Below are 25382 nucleotides of genomic sequence, written 5' to 3'. Positions count from 1 at the left end.
GGCACCCCAATCGACACCAGAGAGACCATGAAAGTACAAATCGACGGCGAGTACGACGAAGAAACGGTTCGTGCGATCGTTACGGCGCTTTCACATCACCTCGGCGAATCCGTTACTCTCGAGACCGACGGGAGCGACGACATCGGGGCGTCGTTTACCGACGAGGGCGTCATCCTTACCGATCGAGAAGAGCGTATCCGAGCGGACCTCGAGGACATCGCGACGGGCGGTCCCGAGCGAGGTCACGAGAAAATCGAACAGTTGGACAAAGAGTTCGTCCGGGATCGGATCGACATGGTCTTCGACGACGTCCAGTACGAGGACGGATCGTTCGCCGGCTACGCCAACGACGACCGAACGCCCGCAGACGGGATGATAACGGGCGTCGGAACGATCGACGGCCGCGACGTGTTCTTCACGGCAAACGATTACACGGTTAAGGCGGGTTCGCTGGGCCAGCAGGGGATCGAAAAGGCAATCCGGCTCTCCGAACGAGCGGTGACCGCTCGCGCGCCGATCGTCCGACTCATCGACTCGACGGGAGCGCGGCTTTCCCCCGGCGACCGTAAGGAGTCCTCGAGTCACGCTGGCCGATACACTGGTGGGAAGTCGTTTTTCAACCAGTGCATCCACTCCGGACAGGTTCCACAGATCGGCGTCCTCTACGGTCCGAATATCGCAGGATCGGCGTACACGCCCATCTTCTGTGACTTCCTAATCATGGTCGAGGAAATCTCCGGCATGGCGATTGCCTCGCCTCGGATCGTCGAGGAGGTGACCGGTGAGGACATCGATATGCAGCAACTGGGCGGTCCCGACGTTCACGCGACTCACTCCGGCAGCGCAGACCTCGTCGTTCCCGACGAGGAAACCGCAGCGACGAAAGTTCGAGACCTGCTTTCGTATCTACCTCAGGATTACCAGTCTCCCCTTCCCGAACGACCGGGAACGGCGCCGCGTCGCAATCCCGAAGGGTTGGACGCCGTCATCCCTGAGAATCCGAACGAAGCTTACGACGTGCACGACGTCCTCGAGCGCATCGTCGACGAGGGTTCGTTGTTCGAACTCAAACCGCGATTTGCCCCCGAACTCGTCACGTCTTTCGGTCGGATCGACGGTCGCCCAGTCGGAATCGTCGCGAATCAGCCCAATCACGTCTCCGGGGCAATTTTCCCCGATTCCGCCGAAAAGGCCTCGGACTTCATCTGGAAGTGTGATGCCTTTGGGATCCCCCTGATTTACCTCTGTGATACGCCCGGGTTCATGGTCGGCTCGCAGGTCGAACGACAGGGCGTCCTCCAGAAGGGCCGGAAGTTCATTTACGCGACCTCGAACGCACAGGTGCCGAAGTTCTGCGTCATCACGCGGAAGGCCTACGGTGCGGGCATTTACGCGATGTGCGGACCGTCGTTCGAACCCGATTCGACGCTCGCGCTGCCGTCGGCGGAACTGGCGGTGATGGGGCCAGACGCGGCGGTTCGGGCGATGTTTTCGGACCAGATAGACGAGATCGACGATCCGGCCGAACGCGAGGCCTTCGTCGAGGAGACGAAAGACCTGTATCGCAAGGACATCCGCAAACAAGCCTCGAGCATGCAGGTCGACGAACTGGCCGCTGCGAGCGATTTACGCCGCCAACTCGAGCGTCGCATCGATGCCTATCGCAACAAGCGTCGTATTGAACGCGACCGACATCATGGAACGGTGCTGTTCTAGACGGATATCCAGTAGCTTCGAACAGGAAGAAATCAGTCTCCAAAATGGAACGGTGCGGTCGCAAGCGGTATTCGTCGCCGTGTCACTTCTCCCGTTCGAGCCCGCTATGATCACCTCAAGACAAATAGTAGGATAGTGAATTTGCTCGATTCCAACGATTTCAACAATTGATAGTTGGTATGTGATCCAACTGCTGTCGGAAGAGATCCACGGTCGCCCGGGCAGTTACTCGAGATGGTGTCCGGCGTCCGCGACGAGTTGGCCGCCGTCGACGGCGAAGTACGAGCCGGTTACGTAGGCCGCGGCATCGCTGACGAGAAACAACGTGATCGGCACGCAGTCTGCCGGCGATCCGAGACGTTCCATGGCGATGTCGCGTCCGATTTGGTCGCGGTCGCGGCCCGCCTCGTCCCAGACGCTCGATAGTGCTTCCGTCTCGATGATGCCGGGTGCGATCGTGTTGGCGCGGATGCCGTACTGAGCCCACTCGGCAGCGACGGTCTGCATGAGGTTCGTGATGCCCGCTTTTCCGGCACCGGAGTGGGCGTGATACGGTGCGCCGCGCTCGCTGTTCGTCGCTCCCATCGCGACGATCGAGCCGCCGCCGTTGTCGATCATGTGCTCGCCGACAGCGAAGGTACAGTAGGCGGTGCCGTCGAGGATCGTTCCGACGACAGCCCGCCAGCCGTTCTCGCTCAGTTCCTCGGCGGGGCTCAGGAAGTTCGCTCCGGCGTTGTTCACGAGAATTGTGATCTCGCCGAGTTCGTCCAGGACGGTTTCGACCATCGCGTCTACTTCGTCTCGGCTTCGAATATCGGCGGTCGTCGCACAGATGCGCCGCCCTTTCGCCTCAATCCGCTCAGCCACGGGCTCGAGGTGGTCCATGTCGCGCGAGGTGATAGCGACGTCGGCGCCGTGATCGGCGAGCGCCAGCGCGATGTGTTTCCCGATGCCGGTGCCGCCGCCGGTGACGAGCGCGGTTTCTCCCTCGAGGAGATCGGACGCGAAAATGTCCGTACTCGGCGGCGTTCCCCGACCGTCGCTCATGGCCGTGTCCCCCACTCAGGTTCGCGATCCTCGACGAACGCCGCGACACCTTCCTCGTGATCTTCACTCTCCATTAACAGCACGAGCATCTCCTTGAGATACGAGTATGATTGTTCGACCGTCATATCGCGTTGCGTATAGTAGGCTTCTTTCCCCATCGAAATCATCACCGGACTGTTCTTGGCCAGACTGTCGACGTACGCCTCGAGTTCGTCCTCGAACGCGTCGGCGTCCAGCACGTCTGTCACGAGGCCGATTCGCTCGGCGGTCTCGGCGTCGATGTGTTCGCCGGTGAACATGAGCTTGAGTCCTTTCTTCTCGCCGACGGCCGGCATGATTGCCGACATCGCCTGCATCGGAAACATGCCGACGTTCACCTCAGGCGTCCCGAAATCGGCGTCCTCAGCCGCGAGGACGAAGTCACAACCGGCCGCTAGCCCACAGCCGCCAGCCAGGCAGTACCCCTCGACCGCGGCGACCGTGAGGGCGTCGGCGTCGATCAACTCCTCGAGTAGATCGGCCAACCCCGACGAGCCGGCCCGTCGTTCGAACATCGACTTCGGTTCAGCCTCGTCCATCCCTTGCAAGTCGCCGCCCGAACAGAACGTGCCGTCCGCGCCACGGATGACGACGACCCGGATATCGCGTTCGCGTGTCGCGGCAGCGATTTCGGAAAGCCCCGTCAGTACGGACTCGCTCAGCGCATTGTGGACGTCGGGCCGGTCGATCGTCGCCCAGACGACGGTGCCGTCGTCGCTCATCGTTACCTCGAGGTCCTCGTTTCCGAGGTCGGTGCTACGTGTTGGCATTGTACAGTAGACGTTGTTATATGTGATCTAAAGATTTATGTTAGATATATTTCATCACGGGGGAGAGGAATCCGACGAGAACCCGCGGCGTACTGTAGCGGATTAGGGGTCGTCGGCGCGTTCGTGATCGTCGTTCAGGAGACCCTCCTCGTCCCAATAGTCGTACGCCGCCGCGTGAAGTGGCACGTCTTCGTACAATTCGTTTGTAAAGTTCTCCTCGTCTTCCAGCTTCGAGAGAACCTCGTGATACCCCCCGAGTTCCTCTCGGTTTTCGTGAAGCGCCTCGAGAAATGCGTAAACCATGTCGTAGGTCAAATCCTGACGACCAACGAAATTGTATTCGAATATTGGTGTTACAACTTCATCTGGAGCACCGGAAGCGGTTTCGATTTCGTCACCGGGGAACGTGCCAACGGCAATACCAGAATCACTCTCCCATTCATCGTGAACCTCGTCCGGGATAGTTGGAATGTGATAGTCGACCGTTCCGCCCATTTCTTGGAGCCACCCGGGTTCGATTTCGAGATTCATGTACGAACCAACGCCGACTTCGAGCCGTCCCTCTTCCATTGCAGAAGCCTGTTCGGCGAAGTCGTAGCTGACGCGATCGAAATCGTCGGTCGCAAACGAAAGTGCGTGCTCGAGCGGGGCAGCTGTCCCGGACCCTTCAGGGGTCGGGCTAACTTGCGTCTCTTCGTCGATATCAGCGATCGATTCGATCTCCTCGTTTGCGGTCACGAAAAACCAAGGGAGGGTATAGAAGTGGAAGAATTGCACGACGTCGAAGCCAAGTTCGTCGTACGGCTCTTCTTCTTCCATTATTAAGTTCATCCCCCAATTCTGACTGAAAACCATCTCCGCGTCTTCGTCCATGAGCGAACCGATATTTGCCTCGGTGCCTGGACTAGGTTGGGCTTCAGCAAACACGTCGTCAGTGTGTTCGTTGACAACGGCGGTGAGTCCTTCATTTGCTGCGTACGCTGTTGTCCCTTCTGTCGACGATAGCATTCGGATCGTATCCTCGTCTGTCCAATCGTCGCCTGTACACCCTGCAAGTACTGCTGATGCTCCCAGTCCCACCGAAGCGAGGAACGTCCGCCGATACGCTCTCTTACCCACTGACTGAGAGTGCTTTTTTACCACCATAGCACCAAATGACGCGGTGCTTCGAATAATCTCTTCCTTAATTTCCCACATGAGTTTAGAATAACAATTTCCCGAACTCAGGTTATAAAAGGAGAGTGGAGTACACGATTCTATGAATGTTGAATATAATTGCGACGACGGTAAACTGTCAGAGGGAGGTCGATACCCACTTCGATACTCATCTAATGAAGGGTAACCGTATATTCAAACCGACGTGAAGGACTCGACTAACGGAACTCGAGTACACTCCTGATACTGTACGCTCCCGAAGTGCGAGTCACTGGCGAGCGTTTGCAGACGACGTTTCCACGCTCAGTGGTAGATCGACCCGGTCGCATTTCACCATCTAGGTTGTGCGAACGTTCAATTAGATCAGCGCGAATGTCTGGCGGTGGGGTTGCACGAGTTGGCGTAGCTCTGCGCAATCATCGTGGTTCTACAACCAGTCAATATTGAGACAATACATTTTTGATCGACCCGCTGGGATCCGAAACTGGAATGTCAACAACGACCTTCTCGGTAGACGGTGAGACAGCACTCATCACCGGTTCATCCCGGGGGATCGGTCGAGCGATCGCGGAACGATTCGCCGCGGACGGCGTCGACGTCGTCGTCACGTCTCGAGACCAGGACGCAGTCGATAGCGTCGCGGATTCGATCAACGACAGCGACGCCTCCGGGGAGGCTCTCGCTGTCGAATGCGATGTCCGGGACCGCGCGTCGATCTGTTCTGTCGTCGAAGCCGCGACGGACGAACTCGGGCCGATCGACGTTCTCGTAAACAACGCCGGTGCGAGTTTCGAGGCTCCCACCGAAGAGTTGAGCGCGAACGCCTGGAACACCATCGTCGACATCAATCTCACCGGTGCGTTCAACTGCGCTCAAATCGTCAGCGAGGGCATGATCGAGGGTGACGGCGGCACCATCGTCAACGTCTCGAGCGTCGCCGGCCGTGACGGAGCGCCGATGATGGCCCACTACGCGGCCGCAAAATCGGGATTAAACACGCTCACGCGAACGCTCGGCGTCGAGTGGGCACCGTACGAAATACGAATCAACGCCATTTTGCCTGGACTCGTTCTCACGGAAGGCGTCGAACAACAACGGAGCATGACGTCGGACGATGTCGATCCGGACAGCGTCGATCGCCAGCTTGGGCTGCCCGACGAGATCGCTCGAGTCGCCCAGTTCCTCGCGAGTCCCGGTGCGCAGTATATCCAAGGGGAGACGATCGTCGTCGAAGGCGTTCCACGAATCGCGCTGACCGAACACCACGACGTGTAACCGACAGTTTGCGTGAACGCAATCGACTCGAGTGATGTGCCGATCCGGAATGTCTAAGGTGATATGCATTGACACAGTTGATGATGAAGGAAGCTGTAATCGTCGATGCAGTGCGGACGCCGTTCGGAAAGTACAACGGATCCTTTCGCGACACGCATCCACAGGATCTCGCAGCGGCACCTCTGCAGGCGCTACAGGAACGAAACGGATTCGACCCGGGGATCGTCGATGACGTCATGTACGGCTGTGTAAAGCCAGTCTTCGAGCAGGGTTCGGATATCGGACGCATTGCATCGATGGTCGCCGGCTGGGGCGACGAGGTTCCCGGGTTTCAACTCGACCGACTATGCGGTTCGGGCCAGCAAACGATCAACCTCGCCGCTGCGAACGTTCGAGCCGGGTTCAGCGACGTCGTGGTCGCGGGCGGCGTCGAACATATGACGCGCGTGCCGATGTCGAGCAACCGGAGTGACGGAGCGTCGACTGCCGAGCCCGACATGTCCGAGACCTACTTCGAGCATTTCGACGAAATAACGCATCAGGGCGAAAGCGCAGAACGGGTCGCCGAGAAGTGGGACTTCAGCCGGCGCGAACTCGACGAAATTGCCGTCGAATCCCAGCGTCGGTGGAAACGAGCACACGACGAGGGACGGTTCGACGACCAGCTCGTTCCGGTCGAAACTGAACTTGACGGCGAAACCATCGTTGTGGAAGAAGACGAGCACCCGCGACCGGGAACCGATGTCGACTCCCTCTCGGACCTCCCGCCCGCGTTTCGGGACGACGGAGAGGGCGTTATCCACGCCGGAAATTCGTCGGGCATCGTCGACGGTTCGAGCGCCGTCCTCGTGACGAGTCGCGAGACAGCTCGAGAGTACGGTTGGGAGCCGATGGCTCGCATCGTCCAGACCGAGGTCGTCGGCGTCGATCCCGTACTGATGCTCACCGGACCGATCCCTGCGACCGAACAGATCCTCGAGAAGGCCGATATGGTGCCGTCGGACATCGATCTCTTCGAGGTGAACGAGGCCTTCGCCTCGGTTATCGCAGCCTGGCTCGAGGAAACCGGTCTCTCCTGGGAGGATACGAACGTCAACGGCGGGGCGATCGCACACGGCCACCCGCTGGGGGCAACCGGCAGCGCACTCATCACCAAACTCGCCCACGAACTCGAGCGAACGGGACAGGACAGAGCGCTGTCGACGATGTGTATCGCGTTCGGCCAGGGTGTCGCCACGATCATCGAGCGCGTGTAGCTGGTCTCGCTATCGAACTGATAGAACACACAAAAAGCATTAGACTAATTCACGCGAAAGACCGCCTATGCCAGCAGCACTCATTACTGGCGGCTCGCGGGGTATTGGTCGCGGCATCGCCGAGCAGTACGCTCGAGACGGGTACGACGTCGCCGTGAACTACCACAGCAGCGAAACGGCTGCGGAAGACGTCGTTGAAACGATCAGAGCCGAAACCGACGGCGATGCCGTCGCGATTCAAGCCGACGTCAGCGATTCAGGTGCGGTCGAGTCGCTGGTCGAAACGACCGTCGAGACGTTTGGCGGTCTCGATCACGTCGTAAACAACGCGGCCATCAGTCAACACAAGCACACGCCCGAACTTACCGTCGAAGAGTTCGACACCCTGATGCAGATAAACGCGACGAGCGTCTTTTCTGTGACCAAGGCGGCTCACGAGCACCTCCTCGAGTCGGCGGTTGGGGAAGGGCCGTCGGTGATCAACCTCTCGTCGCGTCTCGCCCACGCCGGCGCACCCCACGAACCACACTACGCGGCTTCGAAAGCCGGGATCATCGCCATCACGAAGAGTCACGCGAAGGAGTTCGGACCGGATATCAGAGTTAACGCGATCGCACCGGGATACATCGTGACGGATATGACGGACCGAACCAACACCGCGGAGGATAAACGTGAACGACGGGAGAAGTTGCCGCTGCAGCGGCTCGGCGAGCCCGAAGACGTTGGACAAGCCGCGGCGTACCTTCGGGACGCGCGGTTCGTCACCGGCGAGACACTCAACGTGAACGGCGGCCAGGACATGGTCTAAATCGACGGCACTCGATTTCGCCCTCGTGATCTGTTCGCCACGGACGGTATCGGAGAGGGAGAATGTTCCGTTCGTTCACTGTGGTGCCCGATTCTCACGACGGAGAGCAGTGCACACCGAGACAGTCGCTCGAGTAACCAAAAATCTGACTTGTGGAAGAGTGAGTGAAGATTAGTCCGTTGCGGTCGCTTCGACCTGGGCCTCGGTGTCGTAGCCGACGACATACTTCGCGTGGGCTAGACCGGCGACGATGACGATCGCAGCGCCGACCTGAACGCCGATGTGAGCGAGTCCACCGAACATCGCTATAAACGCAAGCAAGCCGTAGAAACCGCGCCACGGAATCGAAAGGAGACGAGCACCGTCGAAGCGAACCGTCGCCACGATAAGAGCGATCGTTCCCGCGAGGACGACGGGGAATTCGATAAGCGTCGTACTCGACCAGTAAATGAGACTCTCGTTGGCGACGAGGGCGAACGGAATGAGAAACCCAGGAGCTCCAATGCGCAACGCGTTAATACAGGACGTTATGAAGTCTGTATTCGCGATTCGGGATCCGACTGCGACGGAGATCGCCACTGGCGGCGTGATCGCGGACAACATTGCGAAGTAGAAGACGAACATGTGGGTCGTGATTTCGGGGACCCCCATCTCCATAACGCCAGGCGCAACGAGGATAACGACCAGAATGTACGCTGCGGGCGTCGGCATACCGAGCCCGAACAGGATGCTCGCGACCATCGCGAGTAGTAGTACGACGAGCAGGAGCCCACCGCCCATTCCGACGATTGCGGTACTCACACGCTGTGCCAATCCGGTTTGGGTGAGCATTTCGATAATAATACCCATCGCTGCGAGCACGCCGACGAGCGGTGCCATCTCGAGACCGCCGCGTCGGAGTCCCAGCAATATCGTTTTCGACTCTTCTTTCACGACGCCGGAATCGATCTCGGACGCTCTTACTTTACTAACTACTGAGGTTAGGAGTCCGACGACAATCATCGTAATAATGGTGTACAGGCCGGCAGTCAGCGGCGTCCACCGCATCACGACGAGCAGATACAGCAGGACGAAGAGCGGAATAGCGAAGTGCGCTCCTCTGGTCAACATGCCGTAATTGAACGAACCCGTGTTTTTCGATGTCCATCCGAATTTGAGCACGGTGAAGTGCACAGCGATCCCCACGCTGAGATAGAACAGCGCCGCCGGGATCACGCCCGCTTGAATGACTCGGAGATAACTCACGCCGATGATATCCGCCATCAGAAACGCTGCGACGCCCATCACCGGCGGGAGCATCTGCCCGCCCGCCGAAGCGACGGCTTCGATCGCTGCGGCGTAATCGTCTCTGACCTTCTGATCCTGCATCATCGGAATGGTAAAGCTTCCCGTCGTCGCCGTGTTAGCCGCCGCACTACCGGTGATCGATCCCATGATCATGCTTGCGATAACGGCGATTTGTACGACACCGGTCGTCAGGCTCTTGCCGAGTTCCCGACCGACGTCGAGGATGAAATCCATCAACCCGTAGGCTTTGGCGATTCCAGCGAACATGATGAAGATCGCAACCCACGTGGATCCGATTCCCATCAACGTTTCGTGGTACACGCCAGAGAGGGAAATCGCACCTTCGCTCGAGATTCGTTCGAGGTCGAATCCGGAGTGTCGCAAGAAGCTGGGTAAATTCGGTCCAACGTAGTTGGTCGCGTAGAGGATAGAACCGATTGTTACGAGAGCGATGATCCATCCGAACGCCCGGCGCGTTGCGTCTATCGCGAGGTAGATGATTACACCACCGACGAATAAATCGAGGTCCGTGAATCCGAGCAAGTGAACGTCCTGGAGCAGTCGATAGAAGTGAAATTCGACGTATGCGGCCGTCAAAAGGGCCGCGATGCCCGATGCGATAAGCAGGTATGGGTCTACCTTAGCCCACACCGTCTTCGTGCGGGCAATGGCCGTTCGATTCTTGCCCGACAGCGTTCTTCCGGAGCTATCGGCACTCGTCGTTCCGCCGTCTGCGACTGCGGCTTTTTTCTCGTAGCCCGATTCGTCCCCTTCTGTCTTGAAGCACTGACGCGCCTCGTCGAAGTAGAAAACGGCGAGCCCCAGACCGAGAAAAAGTACCGAATAGCGGGTTCGCATCGTCCAGAGCGTTGTCGCATAGTGGATAGTATACAGCGTGAATACGATCGCGAGAACCGTCGTGATTCCACTGAGTACGTTGTATGCTGTCGCCTGCTGACGGAGTTGTGAAAAACGATTCATTTGTACGTTGAGTTACGGTTCGTCTGCTCGCTCGTAGGCGTCGATATCGAGTCCTTGGTCTTCCCAGTAGTCGTAGGCTGCAGCGTGAAGCGGTGTGTGCTCCCAGAGCAAATCGATGAAGAACTGTTCGTCCTCCATGGCGCCCAACAGTTCGTGGTAGGACTCTAGCTCTTCACGGTTTTGATGCAGTCCCTCGAGGAACGAGTAGACCGTGTCGTAGTCGAAGTCCTGTCTGGCGATAAAGTTGTACTCGAAGACCGGCGTGTACGCCTCATCAGGTGCACCCGTCGCGTACTCGAGGTCTTCGCCGGGGAACGATTCGACTTCGAGACCGGGAGCATCTTCCCACTCTTCGACGATGTCGTCGTCGATGTCGATCACGTAGGTGTCGACGGTGCTCATCATCTCTTGTTGCCAACCAGGATCGATATCGAAGTTCATGAGCGTTCCAACGCCAACGTCAAGTCGGCCCTCGTCCATTGCTGGACCCTGCTCGCCGTAGTCGTAACTCGTATCGTCGAAGTCGTCTACGGCAAACGAAAGGGCAAGCTCGAGTGCCGGTCTCGTACCGGACCCCTCTGGAGTCGGACTCATCTGGTGGTCTTCCTCGAGGTCGGAAAGCATCTCGATGTCGTCGTGGGGCGTCACGAAGAACCATGGTAACTGGTAGAAGTGAAACACCTGTGCTGGTTCGAACTCGATCTGGTCGAACGGTTCTTCGCCCTCGTTGATCAGCTCTATCGACCAGTTCTGTATGTAGGCCATCTCCGTATCTTCGCTGTTGAGGGCACCGATGTTTCCTTCGGTACCGGGACCCGGCAACGGTTCGACGAAGATCTCGTCATCATCACCGTACTCGTTGACTACTGCTGCGAGTCCTTCGTTCGCAGCGTACGCAGTCGACGTATCTGTCGCAGTCATCATGCGAACTGTCCCATCATCGCCGTTATCACCACCGGTACAGCCTGCAATCGTCGTGATAGCACCCGCGCCCGCCGCAGCCATGAATGCCCTCCGCCCGGTTGCTCCTGGTAAACTATGTTGACCCATACCATGGGTGATGTGGTGGTATAATATATTTGTATTCGTTTATACGTTTTGTAAACACAAGAAATTATACTGAAGGGTGTGGTTTACAAGTCAACAGATCGTAGGTAATACTTGTTGTGGATGGGCTCACTTTTGTCAGTGCTCTGGAGCGGTATGGGAAGGATAGTCTCTTGAGCGAAACGGTCAAGTCGACTGCAAAAGGCAGTATTGTTATATAGTTCAACCTGAAACTACAGCGCATGTCTGAGACCCCATTAGCAGCGAAGTTCGACTTTACGAACGAAGCAGTCGCGGTGACCGGCGGTGCAAGCGGTATCGGCAAAGCAGTCTGTGAAACCTTCGCAGGTCAGGGAGCGAACGTGGCCGTCGCCGACATTGACGCCGACGCGGCGGAAACAGTTGCTGACGCCATCGAAGACGAGTACGACACACGGGCCATCGCGATCGAGACGGACGTTTCATCGTACGACGCTGCCGAGGAGATGATCGAAACCACCGTCGACGAATTTGGCTCGATCGACGTGCTCGTTAACAACGCCGGTCTCAGCACGCGTACATCGTCGTTTCTCGAGTCGACTCCCGAGGACTGGGATCGATCAGTCGGCGTCACGTACTTCGGGACGATGAACTGTACGCACGCCGCACTGCCACACATGATCGATCAGGAGGGTGGCTGCGTCATTAATTATGCCAGTGACTCGTACAAAGGAAACGACCCCTCGCTGGCCGTTTACGGCGGCGCAAAAGCCGCGAACGTCGCGTTCACGATGAACGTCGCTAAGGAGGTCGGCGAGCACAACATTCGGTTGAACGTCGTCTCGCCGGGAACGACCGAAACCCCCGCGACCGCGGAGTGGATCGACAAGTACCGCGATAAGATTCTCGAGTCGTACGCGCTCGAGCGCCTGGGCACACCGCAGGATATCGCCGACACGGTTGCCTTCCTCGCGAGTGACGCAGCGGATTGGATTACTGCCGAAGTAGTGAGTGTCAACGGCGGCTACATTCGGGGTTGAATCCATAACGGCGATCAAAGATCTGATTTTTTCTCGCGCAGATGAAGCCAAACCGTACAGCAGACGACGAGACACCCTGCTCCAGCGGCGATAGCAAACGCAATACGATAGCCCATCGTAGTGTAAACTCGAACGCCGTCGACCAGTTCTCCGGTCCAGTACGCGTCGAGCGCCCAGCCCATCAGCGTCGGGAATAACGCTGCGCCGAGGAACATCGATCCGTTGATCGTTCCGATAGAAATTCCACTCGTTTGATCGCCGTGTCGCTCCTTAATCATCGGAAACGTGAGAACGAACGTTCCGGTCAGCGCACCGCTCAGGAAGAACGCGACGGCGATGAACCCGAGTGGCGGCGTACCCAGCAAGGCAATCGTTGCGTGGATCGCAACGTACGTTACCCCCCCGGCAATCATAAACACGGTCCGGTGACCAATGTTGTCAGTGACGCGTCCGAACATCGGCGGACCGACGACGATACCGAGTCCCCCCATCAATGTGAATACTGATGCGAAGGTCACGGAAACGTCGTACACTTGAACCACATACGGGATACCCCACAGCCCGAAGAGTGTTAGATTAACGCCACCGGTACAGAACAACATCGTACCTGCGACCCACGTCCACCGGTCACCCAGCACTCCTAACAGCGATGTCCAGACTTCCCGAAACGAGAGATGCGTCTGTTCAGGAACGCCGTCGACCGGTTGCAACCCGGCCCCTTCAGGCGAGTCGCGGACGAGGAAAAATAGCGGGACTGAAACGATCAAACCGAAAGTCGCCAACGAGAGGAGCGCCGTCCGCCACGTCGTCGATTCGACTAGAACGGCGAATGGCGTTGTCGCGAGGATGCCACCCGTTCCGCCGGCGGCGAAACAGAGTCCGTTCATCGTTCCAAACTCATCGGCTCGGTACCAGTTCGCACAGAATCGAAGCATCGAAACAAAAATCACGCTCCCGCCGAGCCCGATCAATAACCTAGCACCAAGTGCAGAGCCGTAGTCGGTCGTGAGCGCGAACCAGAGGACACCCACGTTCATCGTTATGGCACCGGTCGTCGCCGTACGTCGGGGTCCGATCCGATCTACGAGAATCCCGGCCGGAAGCTGCATCGCAGCATAAACAAAAAAGAACGCCGCGTGGAGGGTGCCCAGTTGCGTGCCCGTCGTTTGTAGCGCTACGACGAGATCGCTCGAAATCACCGCCGTCGAAAGGCGATAGATATTCACTAGTATGAACGTCGTCGCCAACAATCCCCAGAGAATCCATCGGCGATGATATGGTGAAGACCAACTGAACACACGATGTCAATCGTTCGGTCAACTCAAATAAATTACTGAAATTGAACAAGTAGACGTCGTGAGCGAAAACAGATTGTCGCGGCACCTGTCATTAGAATGTATTGTAGATCCTTCGAGAGTTATTTCGTACTACGGAATGCACATAGAGGTATGGTGACTCGCGGTACCAACAGACAATCGGCTGTAAGTGAAGGTGAATCGGGATGAACGAATGCGACGATTACTTCGACCGGCTCGTGAACCAGGAGCGGCTCCAAACGTTTCTTGAGGAGTCCCTCGGACAGGCGAATGCCTTTGAGGTTGAACGGCATGTCGGCGGACAGTCGAATGAAACGCTGTTCGTAACGTGGGGAGACCGAGATCTCGTGCTTCGCCGCCCCCCGCCCGGCGAGACAGCGGACACCGCTCACGACGTTCTCCGAGAGTATACAGTGATGGATGCGCTTCAGGACACTCCCGTTCGCGTTCCGGAAACGGTGATCTCCGCTGAGGATCACGATATTATCGGATCCGATTTTTACTTGATGGAACGTGAGCACGGCGTCGTCGTCAGGGATGAGGAACCGAACCTGCTGGCCGAACCGTCACACCGTTCGAACGTCGGTAGTGAATTAATAGAGACGCTCGTTGAGATACACGATGTCGAATACGAAGCCATCGGACTAGCCGACTTCGGTTATCCGGAAGGGTTCACTCAGCGACAGGTCGATCGGTGGGAATCGCAATACGAGTGGGCGTTCGAAGTCACGTCCAACGAGCGGCCGGTACCCGCCATCCACGAAATGACGGCGTGGCTACACGAAAACGTGCCCTCCGAGTATCCGCACACGCTCGTTCACGGGGACTACAAGCTCGACAACGTTATGCTCGGAACGCAGCAGCTACCGGAGATCGTCTCCATTTTCGATTGGGAGCTATCGACCCTCGGCGACCCGTTCACGGATCTCGGGTGGCTGCTAGCGTTTTGGCCCGAGACGGGTGCGGAAACTGAAATCTTCGGTTCACCGGGTGGAAGAGAATTTCAGTTGCAGAACGGATACGATTCGCGAGATGACCTGATCGAGCGCTACGAGGCGATGACGGGTTACACGTTCGAGAACGAACGGTTTTATCGCGCGCTGGCGGTGTACAAAATCGGCGCCCTTAGCGAGATGTTCTACCGACGGTACCTCGAGGGGAACGCCGACAACGAGACGTATCCGATGATGGAGCAACGGACACTGACGCTCGCGGACTGGGCTCAACGAATCATCGACGGCGACGATTTCGAGTAACCCGGGACGTTGGTGCCGTCCCGTCGGTGCGGACGGGGGTGGGCTCAGTAAAACGTATCTCCCGTTTTCGCCTTCTCGACCAGGAGATCACACGGGAGCGTTTCCGCGAGTTTGTTCGTGTCCTCGTGTCGACTCGAGACCTCGGTCAGTTTTTGAAGCATCGTATCGACGCCGACTTCGTCCGCTTTCTCGAGCGGTCCGACCGGCCAGTTTCCGCCGAGTCGGGCACCCGTGTCGATATCTTCGACCGTTGCGACATCGTTCTGGACCATTTTCGCCGCCTCGTTGACGATCGGTGCCCACACGAGGAGCGTGTCGAAACCCTGACCCGCATCGACCGCAACCTGCGGTTCGTCTTGTTCGTCGTACTCGTAGTAACCGGCGTCCGCCTTTCGCCCATAGCGACCTTTGTCGTACAGTTGATGGAGAAGGGGGCAGACTTCGGTGTCGTAGGACATGGGACGATCGTCCTCGAGGTGGTCCTGTTCCCCTTCGACCCGAATCTGGATCCCGCCGGTGAAATCCGCGAGTTCAAATGGACCCATCGGGAACCCCTCCTTGAACTTCATCGCCGAGTCGATCTCCTCGAAGGTGTGTTCACCGCGATAGACCATCCAGGCGGGCCCCTCTCCGTACGGCCGCATGAGTCGATTAACGATGAACGATGGGATATCGATTCTGCACCGAATCGCTGTCTTGTCGAAGGATTCGATGAGGTCCTCGGCGGTGTCTGCGACCTCGTCGGGAGTGTATTCGGTCATGATGACTTCGACCAACTCCATTAGCATTGGTGGATTGAACCAGTGCGTACCGACGACTTGCGACGGTCGATCGGTGACTTCGGCGAGCCGGGTAATGTTGAGTCCGGAGGTGTTGGTTGCAAGAATCGCGTCGGCAGGCGCAATCTCGTCGAGATCCTCGAAGATGTCTTCTTTGACTGATTGTTGTTCGACGGCCGCCTCCATGACGAAATCGGTACCTTCGATCGCCTCCTCGAGCTCGGTGGTAAAGGAGAGCCGGTCCAGCGCGTCTTCTATCTCCGTCTCGGTAGCCTGTTTCTTTTCAACAGATTTCTCGTAGGACCACTCGATCCGTTCTTTAGCCTCGTTCAACTGTGATTCATCGATATCGTTGATGTACGTCTCGTATCCTGATAGAGCGGAGACGGCACCGATGCCACGTCCCATCTGTCCACCTCCGATAACTGTAACAGTCTCGATCTCGTTACTGTCTACGACCATACCGCTGCAGTTGTCAGTCGGTCATAAAAGTATTCCCTTGACGGTTGGTCGTTTCCAGTACGCATGATTTCGTTATGTGGAAGGTGTTCGCCTCTCTGAATGAGCAGAAATCACATTTGTCGGTCATATCGCCACCAACGCAGGACAGCGCTAAATGCACTCTATGCCAGTTTTTATTATGGACCGCTCATCGCTTCTGAACTACGTTCCTCGTCAGAGAAAATAAGATCCCCACCCATAACTTGTGAAATTTGGCGGCAGTGGGGATAATCTATACACTACATACTGTTCTCGCTCGTTCGTGACAGTCGAACATCTGAATTCTTGCGTGTTAGTCCCACACACTATAGGAAACGGGCATCGGTTGTGTTTACATGAGTACTACAGTAAATACAACTTTGAAGTGTTGATTGCATGGGACACTCGTTACTTGGTATGCCAGCAAACGTCTCGAAGTACGAACTGCTATGTTGTTCGCCCGTCAGTACTGGGCCAGTAACGGCGACCCACCAATATCTCTATGGTAATATCTCGTTGCCTACTCACCCACAAAGCACGGTGTAGGCGAGCGAACCGAGTGTCGCCATCTATATCTCGGTTACGATACCAATCATATAGTTCACTTATACTTGTCGATGACGATGCGAACACTTGAAAAATACTACGAAGAACTCACCGTCGCCAATGTATATGTGGATTACCTGGGGGGCACCGTTACCGAATTCGACGCTACACTGTGATCGTCAGTGATTAGTTAGGCTAGTTTGGGGAGCGAGCAGTTCGTGGAGTTAGTTCAGGATGTCGCTCACAGACTTACTCAGCGAGAGCGAACAACGACACCTCCTGGGTATTCGCTGTCTAAATTCCACCGACTGGTTGCTCTCTCTGAGAAGTACATTGACTTCCTCCCGCGCCTGAAGACACGAGTATGCGCTCGCACTATCGATCATTTCACCCGGTCACGGGTCACCGTAACCACTCTTGCTTCACCCGCTCGAGTGACGACCAGACTCTTTTGTTCGTATCCGGGAGCTAAAAGGCGCCAGACGTGGTATTCTACTCGTTCCATTACCGATGGAGCAAGCAAATAATATAGCGATATACGATTTTCAGATCTGCGGATGTTGTTAGAAAAATTATAAATATTCTAAACTACTCTTGGCTCACATTTATTCGAACACAGCTATATGTACGGATCAAATATCTATAGATGCTGTAAACACTGAATTGACATATCGAGGCATCCGTAGTGGTATTTCCTTCATTTACCAACGTCGTAGCTTACGAGTCCTCTTGTGTATATTATAGCACATATGGGATTGAGCGTAATTTGGCAGGTCTCCGACCGGAGCGTTTTCACGGCTTCGAGCCAACCAACTCGTATGGGTGAAGAAAACGTCGTAGTCGAGTGTCGTAAGTGCGAGTTCCTCGAATCGTACGCGAATTTGGGACGAGCGCGTGTCGCGCTTAACGATCACGAGGTGGGAACGGGACACGATGTCGACTGGCAGATCAATCACGTCGCCGATGGCGTCGAACGGGCAGGAGCCGACGCCGGCATCTGTGGGACCACTAACTGCGAGAACCCGGATTCAGCACTTTTCGATTGGTAGAATTCCAATTACGAGCCGTGACAATTATCGGTAGTGTTACAGGCATTTAGGGGCGATTGCTATACTCGTTACTTGCAGCTGTACTCCCTCACTCAGGGATTGAATTTTCTCGTCAATTATTGACAATACATTATTAAAGAAAACCGATATAATATGGATATCCTAATTTTTCGTGAATTTCTGAAAATAATGTGAGACTATTCTAATATATTCTGCATCAATCCGGTATTCTAAACATGCTTGAGACGAAAATAGCAGTTCGAGGATTAATGTCTCCACATAGAATTACTGGAGGGCAGCCATGACAGAAAGACTCGTGAATTTGAATCGCCGCGAATTTGGCACAGTTGCGGGGGTTTCGCTGTCGTCGATCCTTGCGGGGTGTAGCGCATCCGATGACAATTCGGACGACGACGACGGAAACGGCGATGAGAATGAAGATATCGGCGAAGAGTTCGATAACGATTCAAACGCCGAGGGTTCCGACACTGAGACCGACGAAGACGGCGAAGAGGAGATGCACGAAGACGAATCTATCCCGGGACAGATTTTACTGTCGGATGACGCCATTGACCACATCGATGTCGTGCAACACGCCTTCTCATGGCTGGGCGAACCATCGAGTGATCAGTGTCATGTACACATAATGCTCGAGAACACGAGCGACGCAGAATTGATAGTCGATATGGAGGCTCGAATTTTTGATGAGGATGGCACTGACCTTTCCTCGACTAGAGAAATAGGTGTCACGGGGCCTGAACCGGGCGAGGATGACGCGGTCTACTCGTTCGAGCTAGACAATTGTGAGGAAACAGCCGAATACAGACTCGATATCAGCAACCTCGAGGTTACTGACGACTCTACTGAGGAGGAAGATAGCGTAGAGGAGACCGACGATTCCGACGAGCGAGCTCAAGAAGATGAACGAGACGGAGGTGACGAAGAGCCCGATGATGAAAACGAGGAAGCCGAGGACGAGGACGAAGATGTGGAAAGCGAGGATGAAGACGAATCTACCGAGCAGGATGAGGCTGACGACGATGACGACGAGCAAGTTGACGGTGAGGATGATAGTGCAGACGAGGAAGACGAGAACGACGTGGTAGCCGGAACGCACACGCTGCGGGTAACCGTTCAAGACGGTGACGGAGATCCAATTGATCACGCCATCGTCGGAATCACCGAAGGCAACTCCGATGGCTGGAGTGAGACGCAAAACGTTGATAATCAAGGCCAAACCGAGTTCGGGATCGAAGCCGGAGAATATACACTTATCGCGGAGGCTGAGGGGTACCCGACGTTGGAGCGGGAAATCGAGTCCGACACTAACGTAGAATACACGCTGACGCTTCGAACTAACGACTAACACCTTCCAGACCGAATCTCAGTTGCTATCGAGGGTAGGCACCGCTCGTCGAGCAGCAAGTGCAAGTGAATCGTCCCGTCCGGTCACCGAGGCCGGCCGGGAATGTCCTTGTCTTCATATCCCGCCGCTCGGAAGAAGCGCCGTTCGATGATTCTGACGGCGATGTCGATGAGGTCTTCGTCCTCTTCAGAGACATCAGTGAACAACCCGAGCGGAATTTGCGCCGCTGCCATGTCTTCGTGACCGCCAGCGGATCCGACGTCACCGAACACTTCCTCGAGGAGACCGCCGGGATCAACTCGGGAGTCCGTCGACCGGCCGCTAACGTGGATCTCGTTTCCGCTGATGCCGAAGACGACTATCGTCTGGACGCCTTCCAGATCGAGGAGGTAATCGGCCGCCTGAGGGAGCACGTCTCGTTCGGTACTCCGGCCGACGGTGGCGACGAGGTACGCGGACTGGACGGTCCGCGTCTGAATGGCGTTCGAGATCGCGTCGACGGTGATCTCGGAGAGGGGTGGATCGTTCATCTTCTTGAGGAGGTTGAGATCGACAAACGGGTGCAAATACAGTGCCGCCTCGTACTCCTTTTCCGTGACGTTCCGAAGGAAGTCGAGGGTCTCGCGCCGTATGGCGAACAGCAATGCCGTCGCCAGTTCCGCGTCGAGTGGGAGATCAAGCGCACGGTGGTACTCCACGATGATCGTTGTCGTACTGCTGTAATCACCGCGCAAGTCGACGAATTCCGCCGACGGTTCGTGACCGGGGTGGTGATCGATCACAATGTCGACTTCAGTCTCGGGCTCGAGACTGTTGTTTCGTCCGGGGATCGAACAGTCAACGAGAGCGACGCAATCGTAGCCGTCGATGGCATCGGAAGTAACCTTTTGGAGGTTGATGTCGAGTAGGTTCACAAACACTCGGTTTTGCGGGTGGGTGACCTCGCCGCTGTAGACGAATTCGATGTCCCAGACGCTAGCGTACTCGGCGACGCGCTTCAGCGCCAGCGCACTCGCCAGACAGTCCGGGTCCGGGTTATCGTGACAGACGACCGCGAGCGATCCGACGTCCTCCAGCAGGTCGACCAGCCGATCTGCTCGAGATCGCTCGTTCTGGTGGCACAACCTCACTCGTCCTCTCTCAGCAACGCTCACCGGTTCGGTCGGATACGTTGCGATCCGGATTCTCGACGAACATCGCGACGAGGTCTATCTGCCACCGGAGTTGACACCGGGTTTCATCGTGATTTTCGTGCTTTCGTTCGGCGTCTTCTGGGAAATTGGTGAATTCGGGTTCGATGTCGTTGCTGGCCTTACCGGGCTCGAAATGCCCTTGGCCCAGCATGGTCTCGACGACACGATGACGGATATCGTGTTTAATACGATCGGTGCAATTGTGGTCGCACGGTGGGGTTTGCCGTACCTCACTGACGTTACAGACGTTGTGACGGATCGTCTCGATGGATGGCCCGTTTTCGATTAGTGATCGGACGACAACGGCAGATCAACTTTGACCGAGAACCCTTAGAGAGGGCAGCCAGATAACGGGGAATGTAGTCGGTTCGGACCCGGTTCCGCTCACGTTACTCGTTTCGCTTTCGGCGGTCGTCGCGTCCCGTGTACATACTCCGAAGGGGAACGTTCCTCTTTTCGAATCGTGAGTACGGGGCGAACAAAGCTGAGACATCCTTGTGTCGTTGTGCTCGTCAATCAGAGCGTATTTGAAAGAGAGAACGCTCAGAATGCACTCGAGCGACTCTAAACTTCGTGGTAGTGCCCTGTAGACTCATCCACACAAATTCCTAAATTCAGTGAGTCACTGATTCATTGATCGACGTCTTGTTTCGCGAGTTCGCGAATTTGTTCTTTCGTTTCTTCCCGGTGCTCACCGAACGCTATTTCGAAAATCCCGCGGTAAAAGTGCTTGTTTTTCTCTAGTACAATATCTTCGCGTTTCAGTTGCTTTTTCAAGCGAGTGAAGGTAACCTCGATATCCTCACTTTGTTCCGGTTCGACGTATATCGTAGAAGAGTCCCAATCTTGTCGAATATTCAGCGGTTCGTCATCTGTCTCATCTGCGTCACTGGCCGACGATTCAGAAGCAGTTGTGCCAGCAGTACCTCGCCGTCCGGGTTGTTCTTCGGTAGTCACTGCAGTTTGGCTCACTTCTCCGTCTGATTCCGACGACGTCTCCGAAGTTTCCTCCTCAGTGCTAGCATCACTATTATCGCCATCACCCGCTTCGTCCGAAGGATTCTCAAATCGTTCATCCATTCCTCGAGGCATAGTTACACCTCCACCTGCGTTTTGTCGAACGCACGTTCCATCGTCTCTGCAATCTCGAGGAACACCTCGCGTTCAACTTCTTGGTCGTTCGCGTCTTCCCACTCGAAAATATCGTTCCCATTGTCCCAAGCGCGCTGTATTGCCACTCGCATTGGGAGTTTGAAAATCGGCGCCATCGCCGCGAACGACTCGTCAAACGCGTTCAGGAATTTTTGTGATTGGCCGTCATCTCGGTACATATTCGCTAGTAACCCGATGATTGCGATGTCGGCCTGTTGGTTGTCCTCTATCGATTCCAGTTGGTCCCAGAGATCGTCTAGGGCATCTCGTGACGTTGCCTGGGTCTGTGCAGCCAAGAACACATTCTGTGCAGCGATGAACGCTGCATCAGTTAGGACCGAGAGGTCGGGTGGACAGTCGATCAAAATAAAATCATAGTCGTATCCGTCATCAACGAGCTCTTCGAGGGCTGTCTTCAGTGAGAGTCGAGCATTTGCATCGTCCATCCAATCTCGAGCGAGGCCCATATCTTTGTGACTCGGGACCAGGTCGAAGTTCAAATGATCGTATTCGTCAGCCTGAATCAAAATCTCTGAAATTCGTGTATCGTGCGTGCGTGGATTGTCAACGAGTACGTCTAGAAGGTTCCCGTCGTCGGTAACGAGTGTATTCGGCAGATTATTTTTTGGACTCGACGGATCATCATCGTCGCCTGGTCCCAATCCGACTCCCTTCGTCATATCCGCTTGTGGGTCCATATCGATTGCGAGTACATCGTGATCTCGAGTCGCCAGCGCCGCTGCGCTGTTTATCGTTGCCGTTGTCTTTCCTGTCCCGCCCTTCTGGTTACCGAATGCGACCGTGGGTATTTCGGTCGATGGGACGACGCCCCATCCACGTGGTGTCTCTGTCATGATTAGATCTTTGAATCAGTGACTCATAAATCCTTGTCAGACATTCTTTTGTACTTTCCCCCACCCTCAAATGTCGCATTAAGCCCCATAAGTGGTTATTTTCCGTATTTCGGCATAAATCAATGAATCATGAAATCACTGATTCACAGAATCGGCAATTTAGCAGTTCCACAAACCACTGAGTCAATAAATCAGTGATTTGTTGGTTCACCGAGCCAACGATTCAACCACCGGCCGATTACCGAGTCGCTGAACCCCTGACTTGAGTATTCACTGACTATTAGTGGAACGCCGCTTTGAGACAGGATTGATCTGACTATCACCAGTGAAGCAGGATCTCGGTCTATCCACGTCTTTGCTTAGGACAGTATGATAGACGATCAGCGGGTCGTAAGCATCACGAGGTACCAAATATTAAAGATTTTAATGTGTTTTGTGATTTTGGCTAGAACTCATATCGCGGAGAGGATGCCTTCTAAATCAAAGAGCCGAACATCATTCCGAGTTTGTGCAGTTTGTTTGAGATCGTCAGTGTACCCGGATCGACTGAATAGAGTGTACAGTGGGTCTGCATTCGCGGGTTCGTTTGACCATCGGACTTCGTCTGCGGTTCGTTCGAGATCCGAGAGAACACCTTCACTTACTGGTCGTGACGTGAACTTACATTCGCCTGCAACGAGTCCGTCTTCGCTTAGTCCGAGCACGTCTAGTTCGTGTTGCTTGAACCACCACTGACCGACATCGGTGAATCGCTGGTCGGTCAACTGTGATAGCGCCTGCTGACAGAGTCGCTCGAACAGGGGACTAACGTGATCTGCGAGTTCGGGTGCGACGAGTTCGTCAAACGCACTCTCTCCGAGGATTCGAAGCCGGTCTTGGTTGCCGTAGACGAACCAGAATCGGAACAACGGGGCGGCGATTCGGTACCGACCGCGCTTCGATGACGTCGGCGACTCAGTGACGGGAATATGACGCTCAACCAGACACCGGACATCGATTCGATTACGCTGTGGCTGCTCGGAGGCGTCGCACAGCTTACCGACCAGCCGACGAACTGGCGACAAGAGCTTCTGATAGCAATTGCTGGGCCCATCGTTAGCGTCGGACTCGGGGTCGTGTTCTATTCGCTCGTCGTTGTGATGCCTGCCTCTCTCGAGTCGGCTCAGTTCGTACTCGCGTATCTCGCGGTCATCAACGTGGTGCTCGCGGCCTTTAACATGCTACCGGGCTTTCCGATGGACGGTGGCCGGGTCCTTCGCGCAATTCTGGCACGCAACCGCCCATTCGCCGTGGCGACTGCGCAAGCGGCACAGGTGGGAAAAGGGTTCGCCATTTTACTCGGGCTATTCGGACTCTTCGCCTTCAATTTCATCCTGATCGCCATCGCCTTTTTCATCTACATCACGGCGACCGCCGAAGCTCGCCAGACGGCACTTCAAGCGGCCGTCGAGGGAATCGCGATCGAGGACGTAATGACTCCTGTCGATACCCTCGATACCGTCGCGCCCGATATCACGGTGGACGAACTCCTCGACAGGATGGTGAACCAGCGTCACACGGGATACCCCGTCGTTGAGGACGGTTCCGTCGTCGGCGTCGTCACGCTCGAGGACGTTCGTACTGTCGCTCCGTCGAAGCGAGATTCGATAACGGTCGGCGAAGTGATGACGAGCCACCTCGAGACCCTCTCTCTGGACGATGACGTGATCGAAGCGCTCACGTCGCTTCAGCGAAACGACATTGGTCGGTTGGTCGTCCTCGACGAGCACGACCAGTTCGCGGGACTCGTAACGCGTACGGACGTCGTTACCGCTCTCAACATCGGATTCGCCCGCTCGGCGCAAGAGTACACTGGGGTTCCAGAGCCCAACGGGCAGTCCGGCGAGTCAGCACAACCGGTTAATCGAACTCGATGGTAATCTACAATGAGAAGCATCCAAACGATTGTGGGTTGCTCAGGTGTATCGATCACTACTGATTTATCCGGTTGGACGTGGTCGATCTTCTCGTCTCACGTCGTCCCGGACGATGTGGCCGTTAAAGAAAACCATGTCAGTCACCATCCTCGTTCCCATCGATCGATCGTCACAATCGATTGAAGGGCTCGTGTATCCGCTCGTATCGTTTCCAGATGCAACCGTCACTGCGTTACACGTCCTCGATGTAGAGCACGACGCCTACGGAGAGGTTGGCTCCAGTGAACCATCCGACGAACAACGCCAACGAACTGGTGAACAAATCCTCGAACGCGCAACCGAAATTGCGTCGGAGTACGATCGCACGGTCGAGTCGGTGCTCGAGACGGGCATCCCACATCGCAAGATCGTCGAGTACACAGTCGAACACGACATCGATCACGTCGTGATGGGGAGCCACGGTGAGTCACCGATCGTTCGGCCTTTCCTTGGACACGTTAGCGAAGCGGTCGTCCGGCGAGTGCCCGTTTCGACGACGATCATTCCAGAATCTCAGTCGGAACTCGAGCAGCGAGAGCTATCCGGCCGCATTCTGGTTCCCGTTGACGGCTCGGAACAGTCAGTCGCTGCGCTCGAATACGCTGCCAGCCGATTTCCCGAGGGGCGCATCACGATTTTCCACACCGTAGCGCTCCCCTTCGAGTACGAGGTGGACGCTATCGAAGGAACGTACGTAGAGAATTTCGTCGATAATCTAACCGAACGAGGAGAAGCGATCCTCGCGTCGGCAGAGAAAGCGATCGAAGGTGACGACGTCGTCGTCGAGACAGCGGAACTGGAGTACGGAGAGCCGTCCCGATCCATCGGCGAATACGCAGTGGAGAACGATTACGACCAGATCATTATGGGTAGTCACGGCCGATCTTTGCCGACGCGAATTATCACTGGAAGTGTCGCGGAAACCGTCTCACGTCGATCGTCAATTCCTGTGACGCTAGTAAGCGGCCATCCGGATGAATCGTAACAGCGGATCAGATCTGGCGATTGCAGCTAGACGTGACCAGTGGCCGGATCA

Annotated in this window: 21 protein-coding genes and 1 pseudogene; 11 read left to right on the top strand and 11 right to left on the bottom strand. The window is 55.9% G+C overall.

Annotation, left to right across the window (positions count from 1 at the left end; genetic code table 11):
* Positions 1-27: 27 nt before the first annotated feature.
* Entirely contained in the window at positions 28-1716 is a 1689-nt protein-coding gene (locus tag BLW62_RS18000; protein ID WP_090508460.1) for an acyl-CoA carboxylase subunit beta, read from the top strand.
* A gap of 225 nt (positions 1717-1941) precedes the next feature.
* On the opposite strand, the gene BLW62_RS17995 is transcribed toward BLW62_RS18000, so the two are convergent.
* From BLW62_RS17995 to BLW62_RS17985, 3 genes are all read right to left on the bottom strand, one after another.
* Complete coding sequence (locus tag BLW62_RS17995) at positions 1942-2763, bottom strand: SDR family oxidoreductase (protein ID WP_090508411.1); 822 nt, start codon at positions 2761-2763, stop codon at positions 1942-1944.
* Positions 2760-3572 carry an enoyl-CoA hydratase/isomerase family protein gene (locus BLW62_RS17990; protein WP_090508410.1) on the bottom strand — a complete coding sequence of 271 codons (813 nt, stop codon included), beginning with the start codon at positions 3570-3572 and terminating at the stop codon, positions 2760-2762. Before BLW62_RS17990 ends, BLW62_RS17995 begins: the two co-directional genes overlap by 4 nt.
* A 102-nt stretch (positions 3573-3674) precedes the next feature.
* Positions 3675-4580, bottom strand: a complete 906-nt coding sequence (locus BLW62_RS17985) for a TAXI family TRAP transporter solute-binding subunit (protein WP_245726752.1) — start codon at positions 4578-4580, stop codon at positions 3675-3677.
* Between the two features lie 636 nt (positions 4581-5216).
* Here BLW62_RS17985 and BLW62_RS17980 point away from each other — a divergent pair.
* The 3 genes from BLW62_RS17980 to BLW62_RS17970 all read left to right on the top strand — a co-directional run bounded on the left by BLW62_RS17980 (position 5217) and on the right by BLW62_RS17970 (position 8066).
* Complete coding sequence (locus BLW62_RS17980) at positions 5217-6002, top strand: SDR family NAD(P)-dependent oxidoreductase (RefSeq protein WP_090508408.1); 786 nt, start codon at positions 5217-5219, stop codon at positions 6000-6002.
* Positions 6003-6085: 83 nt separating this feature from the next.
* Positions 6086-7258 carry a thiolase family protein gene (locus tag BLW62_RS17975; protein WP_090508459.1) on the top strand — a complete coding sequence of 391 codons (1173 nt, stop codon included), beginning with the start codon at positions 6086-6088 and terminating at the stop codon, positions 7256-7258.
* Positions 7259-7325: 67 nt separating this feature from the next.
* On the top strand, positions 7326-8066 hold the full coding sequence (locus tag BLW62_RS17970; protein ID WP_090508407.1) for an SDR family NAD(P)-dependent oxidoreductase: 741 nt from the start codon (positions 7326-7328) through the stop codon (positions 8064-8066).
* A 171-nt stretch (positions 8067-8237) separates the two neighbouring features.
* On the opposite strand, the gene BLW62_RS17965 is transcribed toward BLW62_RS17970, so the two are convergent.
* Complete coding sequence (locus BLW62_RS17965; protein WP_090508406.1) at positions 8238-10334, bottom strand: TRAP transporter permease; 2097 nt, start codon at positions 10332-10334, stop codon at positions 8238-8240.
* 12 nt (positions 10335-10346) lie between these two features.
* Positions 10347-11339, bottom strand: coding sequence for a TAXI family TRAP transporter solute-binding subunit (locus tag BLW62_RS17960; protein WP_245726750.1), 993 nt, complete (start codon positions 11337-11339; stop codon positions 10347-10349).
* A 284-nt stretch (positions 11340-11623) separates the two neighbouring features.
* Here BLW62_RS17960 and BLW62_RS17955 point away from each other — a divergent pair, with 284 nt between their 5' ends.
* Positions 11624-12400, top strand: coding sequence for an SDR family NAD(P)-dependent oxidoreductase (locus BLW62_RS17955; protein ID WP_090508404.1), 777 nt, complete (start codon positions 11624-11626; stop codon positions 12398-12400).
* A gap of 14 nt (positions 12401-12414) precedes the next feature.
* Here the strand turns inward: BLW62_RS17955 and BLW62_RS17950 are convergent, their stop codons facing one another.
* The gene (locus tag BLW62_RS17950; RefSeq protein WP_090508403.1) at positions 12415-13698 is read right to left on the bottom strand and encodes an MFS transporter; all 1284 of its coding nucleotides are present in this window, start codon (positions 13696-13698) and stop codon (positions 12415-12417) included.
* 203 nt (positions 13699-13901) lie between these two features.
* Here BLW62_RS17950 and BLW62_RS17945 point away from each other — a divergent pair, with 203 nt between their 5' ends.
* The gene (locus tag BLW62_RS17945; RefSeq protein ID WP_090508402.1) at positions 13902-14972 is read left to right on the top strand and encodes a phosphotransferase family protein; all 1071 of its coding nucleotides are present in this window, start codon (positions 13902-13904) and stop codon (positions 14970-14972) included.
* A 44-nt stretch (positions 14973-15016) separates the two neighbouring features.
* Here BLW62_RS17945 and BLW62_RS17940 read toward each other — a convergent pair whose 3' ends face one another.
* Positions 15017-16213 (bottom strand): 3-hydroxyacyl-CoA dehydrogenase, encoded by a 1197-nt coding sequence (locus BLW62_RS17940; protein ID WP_090508401.1) that lies wholly within the window; start codon positions 16211-16213, stop codon positions 15017-15019.
* 1382 nt (positions 16214-17595) lie between these two features.
* Between BLW62_RS17940 and BLW62_RS17935 the strand changes: the two genes are divergently transcribed.
* A complete protein-coding gene (locus tag BLW62_RS17935) occupies positions 17596-17826 on the top strand; it encodes a DUF7542 family protein (protein ID WP_090508400.1) in 231 nt (76 codons plus the stop codon).
* 517 nt (positions 17827-18343) lie between these two features.
* Positions 18344-19192 (top strand): carboxypeptidase-like regulatory domain-containing protein, encoded by an 849-nt coding sequence (locus tag BLW62_RS17930; RefSeq protein WP_245726749.1) that lies wholly within the window; start codon positions 18344-18346, stop codon positions 19190-19192.
* 83 nt (positions 19193-19275) lie between these two features.
* On the opposite strand, the gene BLW62_RS17925 is transcribed toward BLW62_RS17930, so the two are convergent.
* On the bottom strand, positions 19276-20316 hold the full coding sequence (locus tag BLW62_RS17925; RefSeq protein WP_090508399.1) for a DHH family phosphoesterase: 1041 nt from the start codon (positions 20314-20316) through the stop codon (positions 19276-19278).
* Between the two features lie 127 nt (positions 20317-20443).
* Here BLW62_RS17925 and BLW62_RS19065 point away from each other — a divergent pair, with 127 nt between their 5' ends.
* Positions 20444-20674 carry a DUF2238 domain-containing protein gene (locus BLW62_RS19065; protein ID WP_245726748.1) on the top strand — a complete coding sequence of 77 codons (231 nt, stop codon included), beginning with the start codon at positions 20444-20446 and terminating at the stop codon, positions 20672-20674.
* 341 nt (positions 20675-21015) lie between these two features.
* On the opposite strand, the gene BLW62_RS17915 is transcribed toward BLW62_RS19065, so the two are convergent.
* From BLW62_RS17915 to BLW62_RS17905, 3 genes and pseudogenes are all read right to left on the bottom strand, one after another.
* Complete coding sequence (locus BLW62_RS17915; RefSeq protein ID WP_175459808.1) at positions 21016-21465, bottom strand: DUF8160 family protein; 450 nt, start codon at positions 21463-21465, stop codon at positions 21016-21018.
* Between the two features lie 14 nt (positions 21466-21479).
* Positions 21480-22391 carry a ParA family protein gene (locus BLW62_RS17910; RefSeq protein WP_090508397.1) on the bottom strand — a complete coding sequence of 304 codons (912 nt, stop codon included), beginning with the start codon at positions 22389-22391 and terminating at the stop codon, positions 21480-21482.
* 452 nt (positions 22392-22843) lie between these two features.
* A pseudogene (locus BLW62_RS17905) lies at positions 22844-23374 on the bottom strand (DUF234 domain-containing protein); the annotation flags it as partial.
* Between BLW62_RS17905 and BLW62_RS17900 the strand changes: the two are divergent.
* Together BLW62_RS17900 and BLW62_RS17895 are read left to right on the top strand one after the other, a co-directional pair.
* Entirely contained in the window at positions 23360-24310 is a 951-nt protein-coding gene (locus BLW62_RS17900) for a CBS domain-containing protein (RefSeq protein ID WP_090508396.1), read from the top strand. The pseudogene BLW62_RS17905 and the gene BLW62_RS17900 overlap by 15 nt on opposite strands.
* Before the next feature lie 130 nt (positions 24311-24440).
* Positions 24441-25331: a universal stress protein gene (locus tag BLW62_RS17895; RefSeq protein WP_090508395.1), complete on the top strand. Its 891-nt coding sequence runs from the start codon at positions 24441-24443 to the stop codon at positions 25329-25331.
* Positions 25332-25382 lie beyond the last annotated feature (51 nt).

This window comes from Natronorubrum sediminis (genome assembly GCF_900108095.1).
GTDB lineage: Archaea > Halobacteriota > Halobacteria > Halobacteriales > Natrialbaceae > Natronorubrum > Natronorubrum sediminis.
Note: the sequence above shows the minus strand (reverse complement) of the source record. Positions and strands in the feature narration are given on the sequence as shown.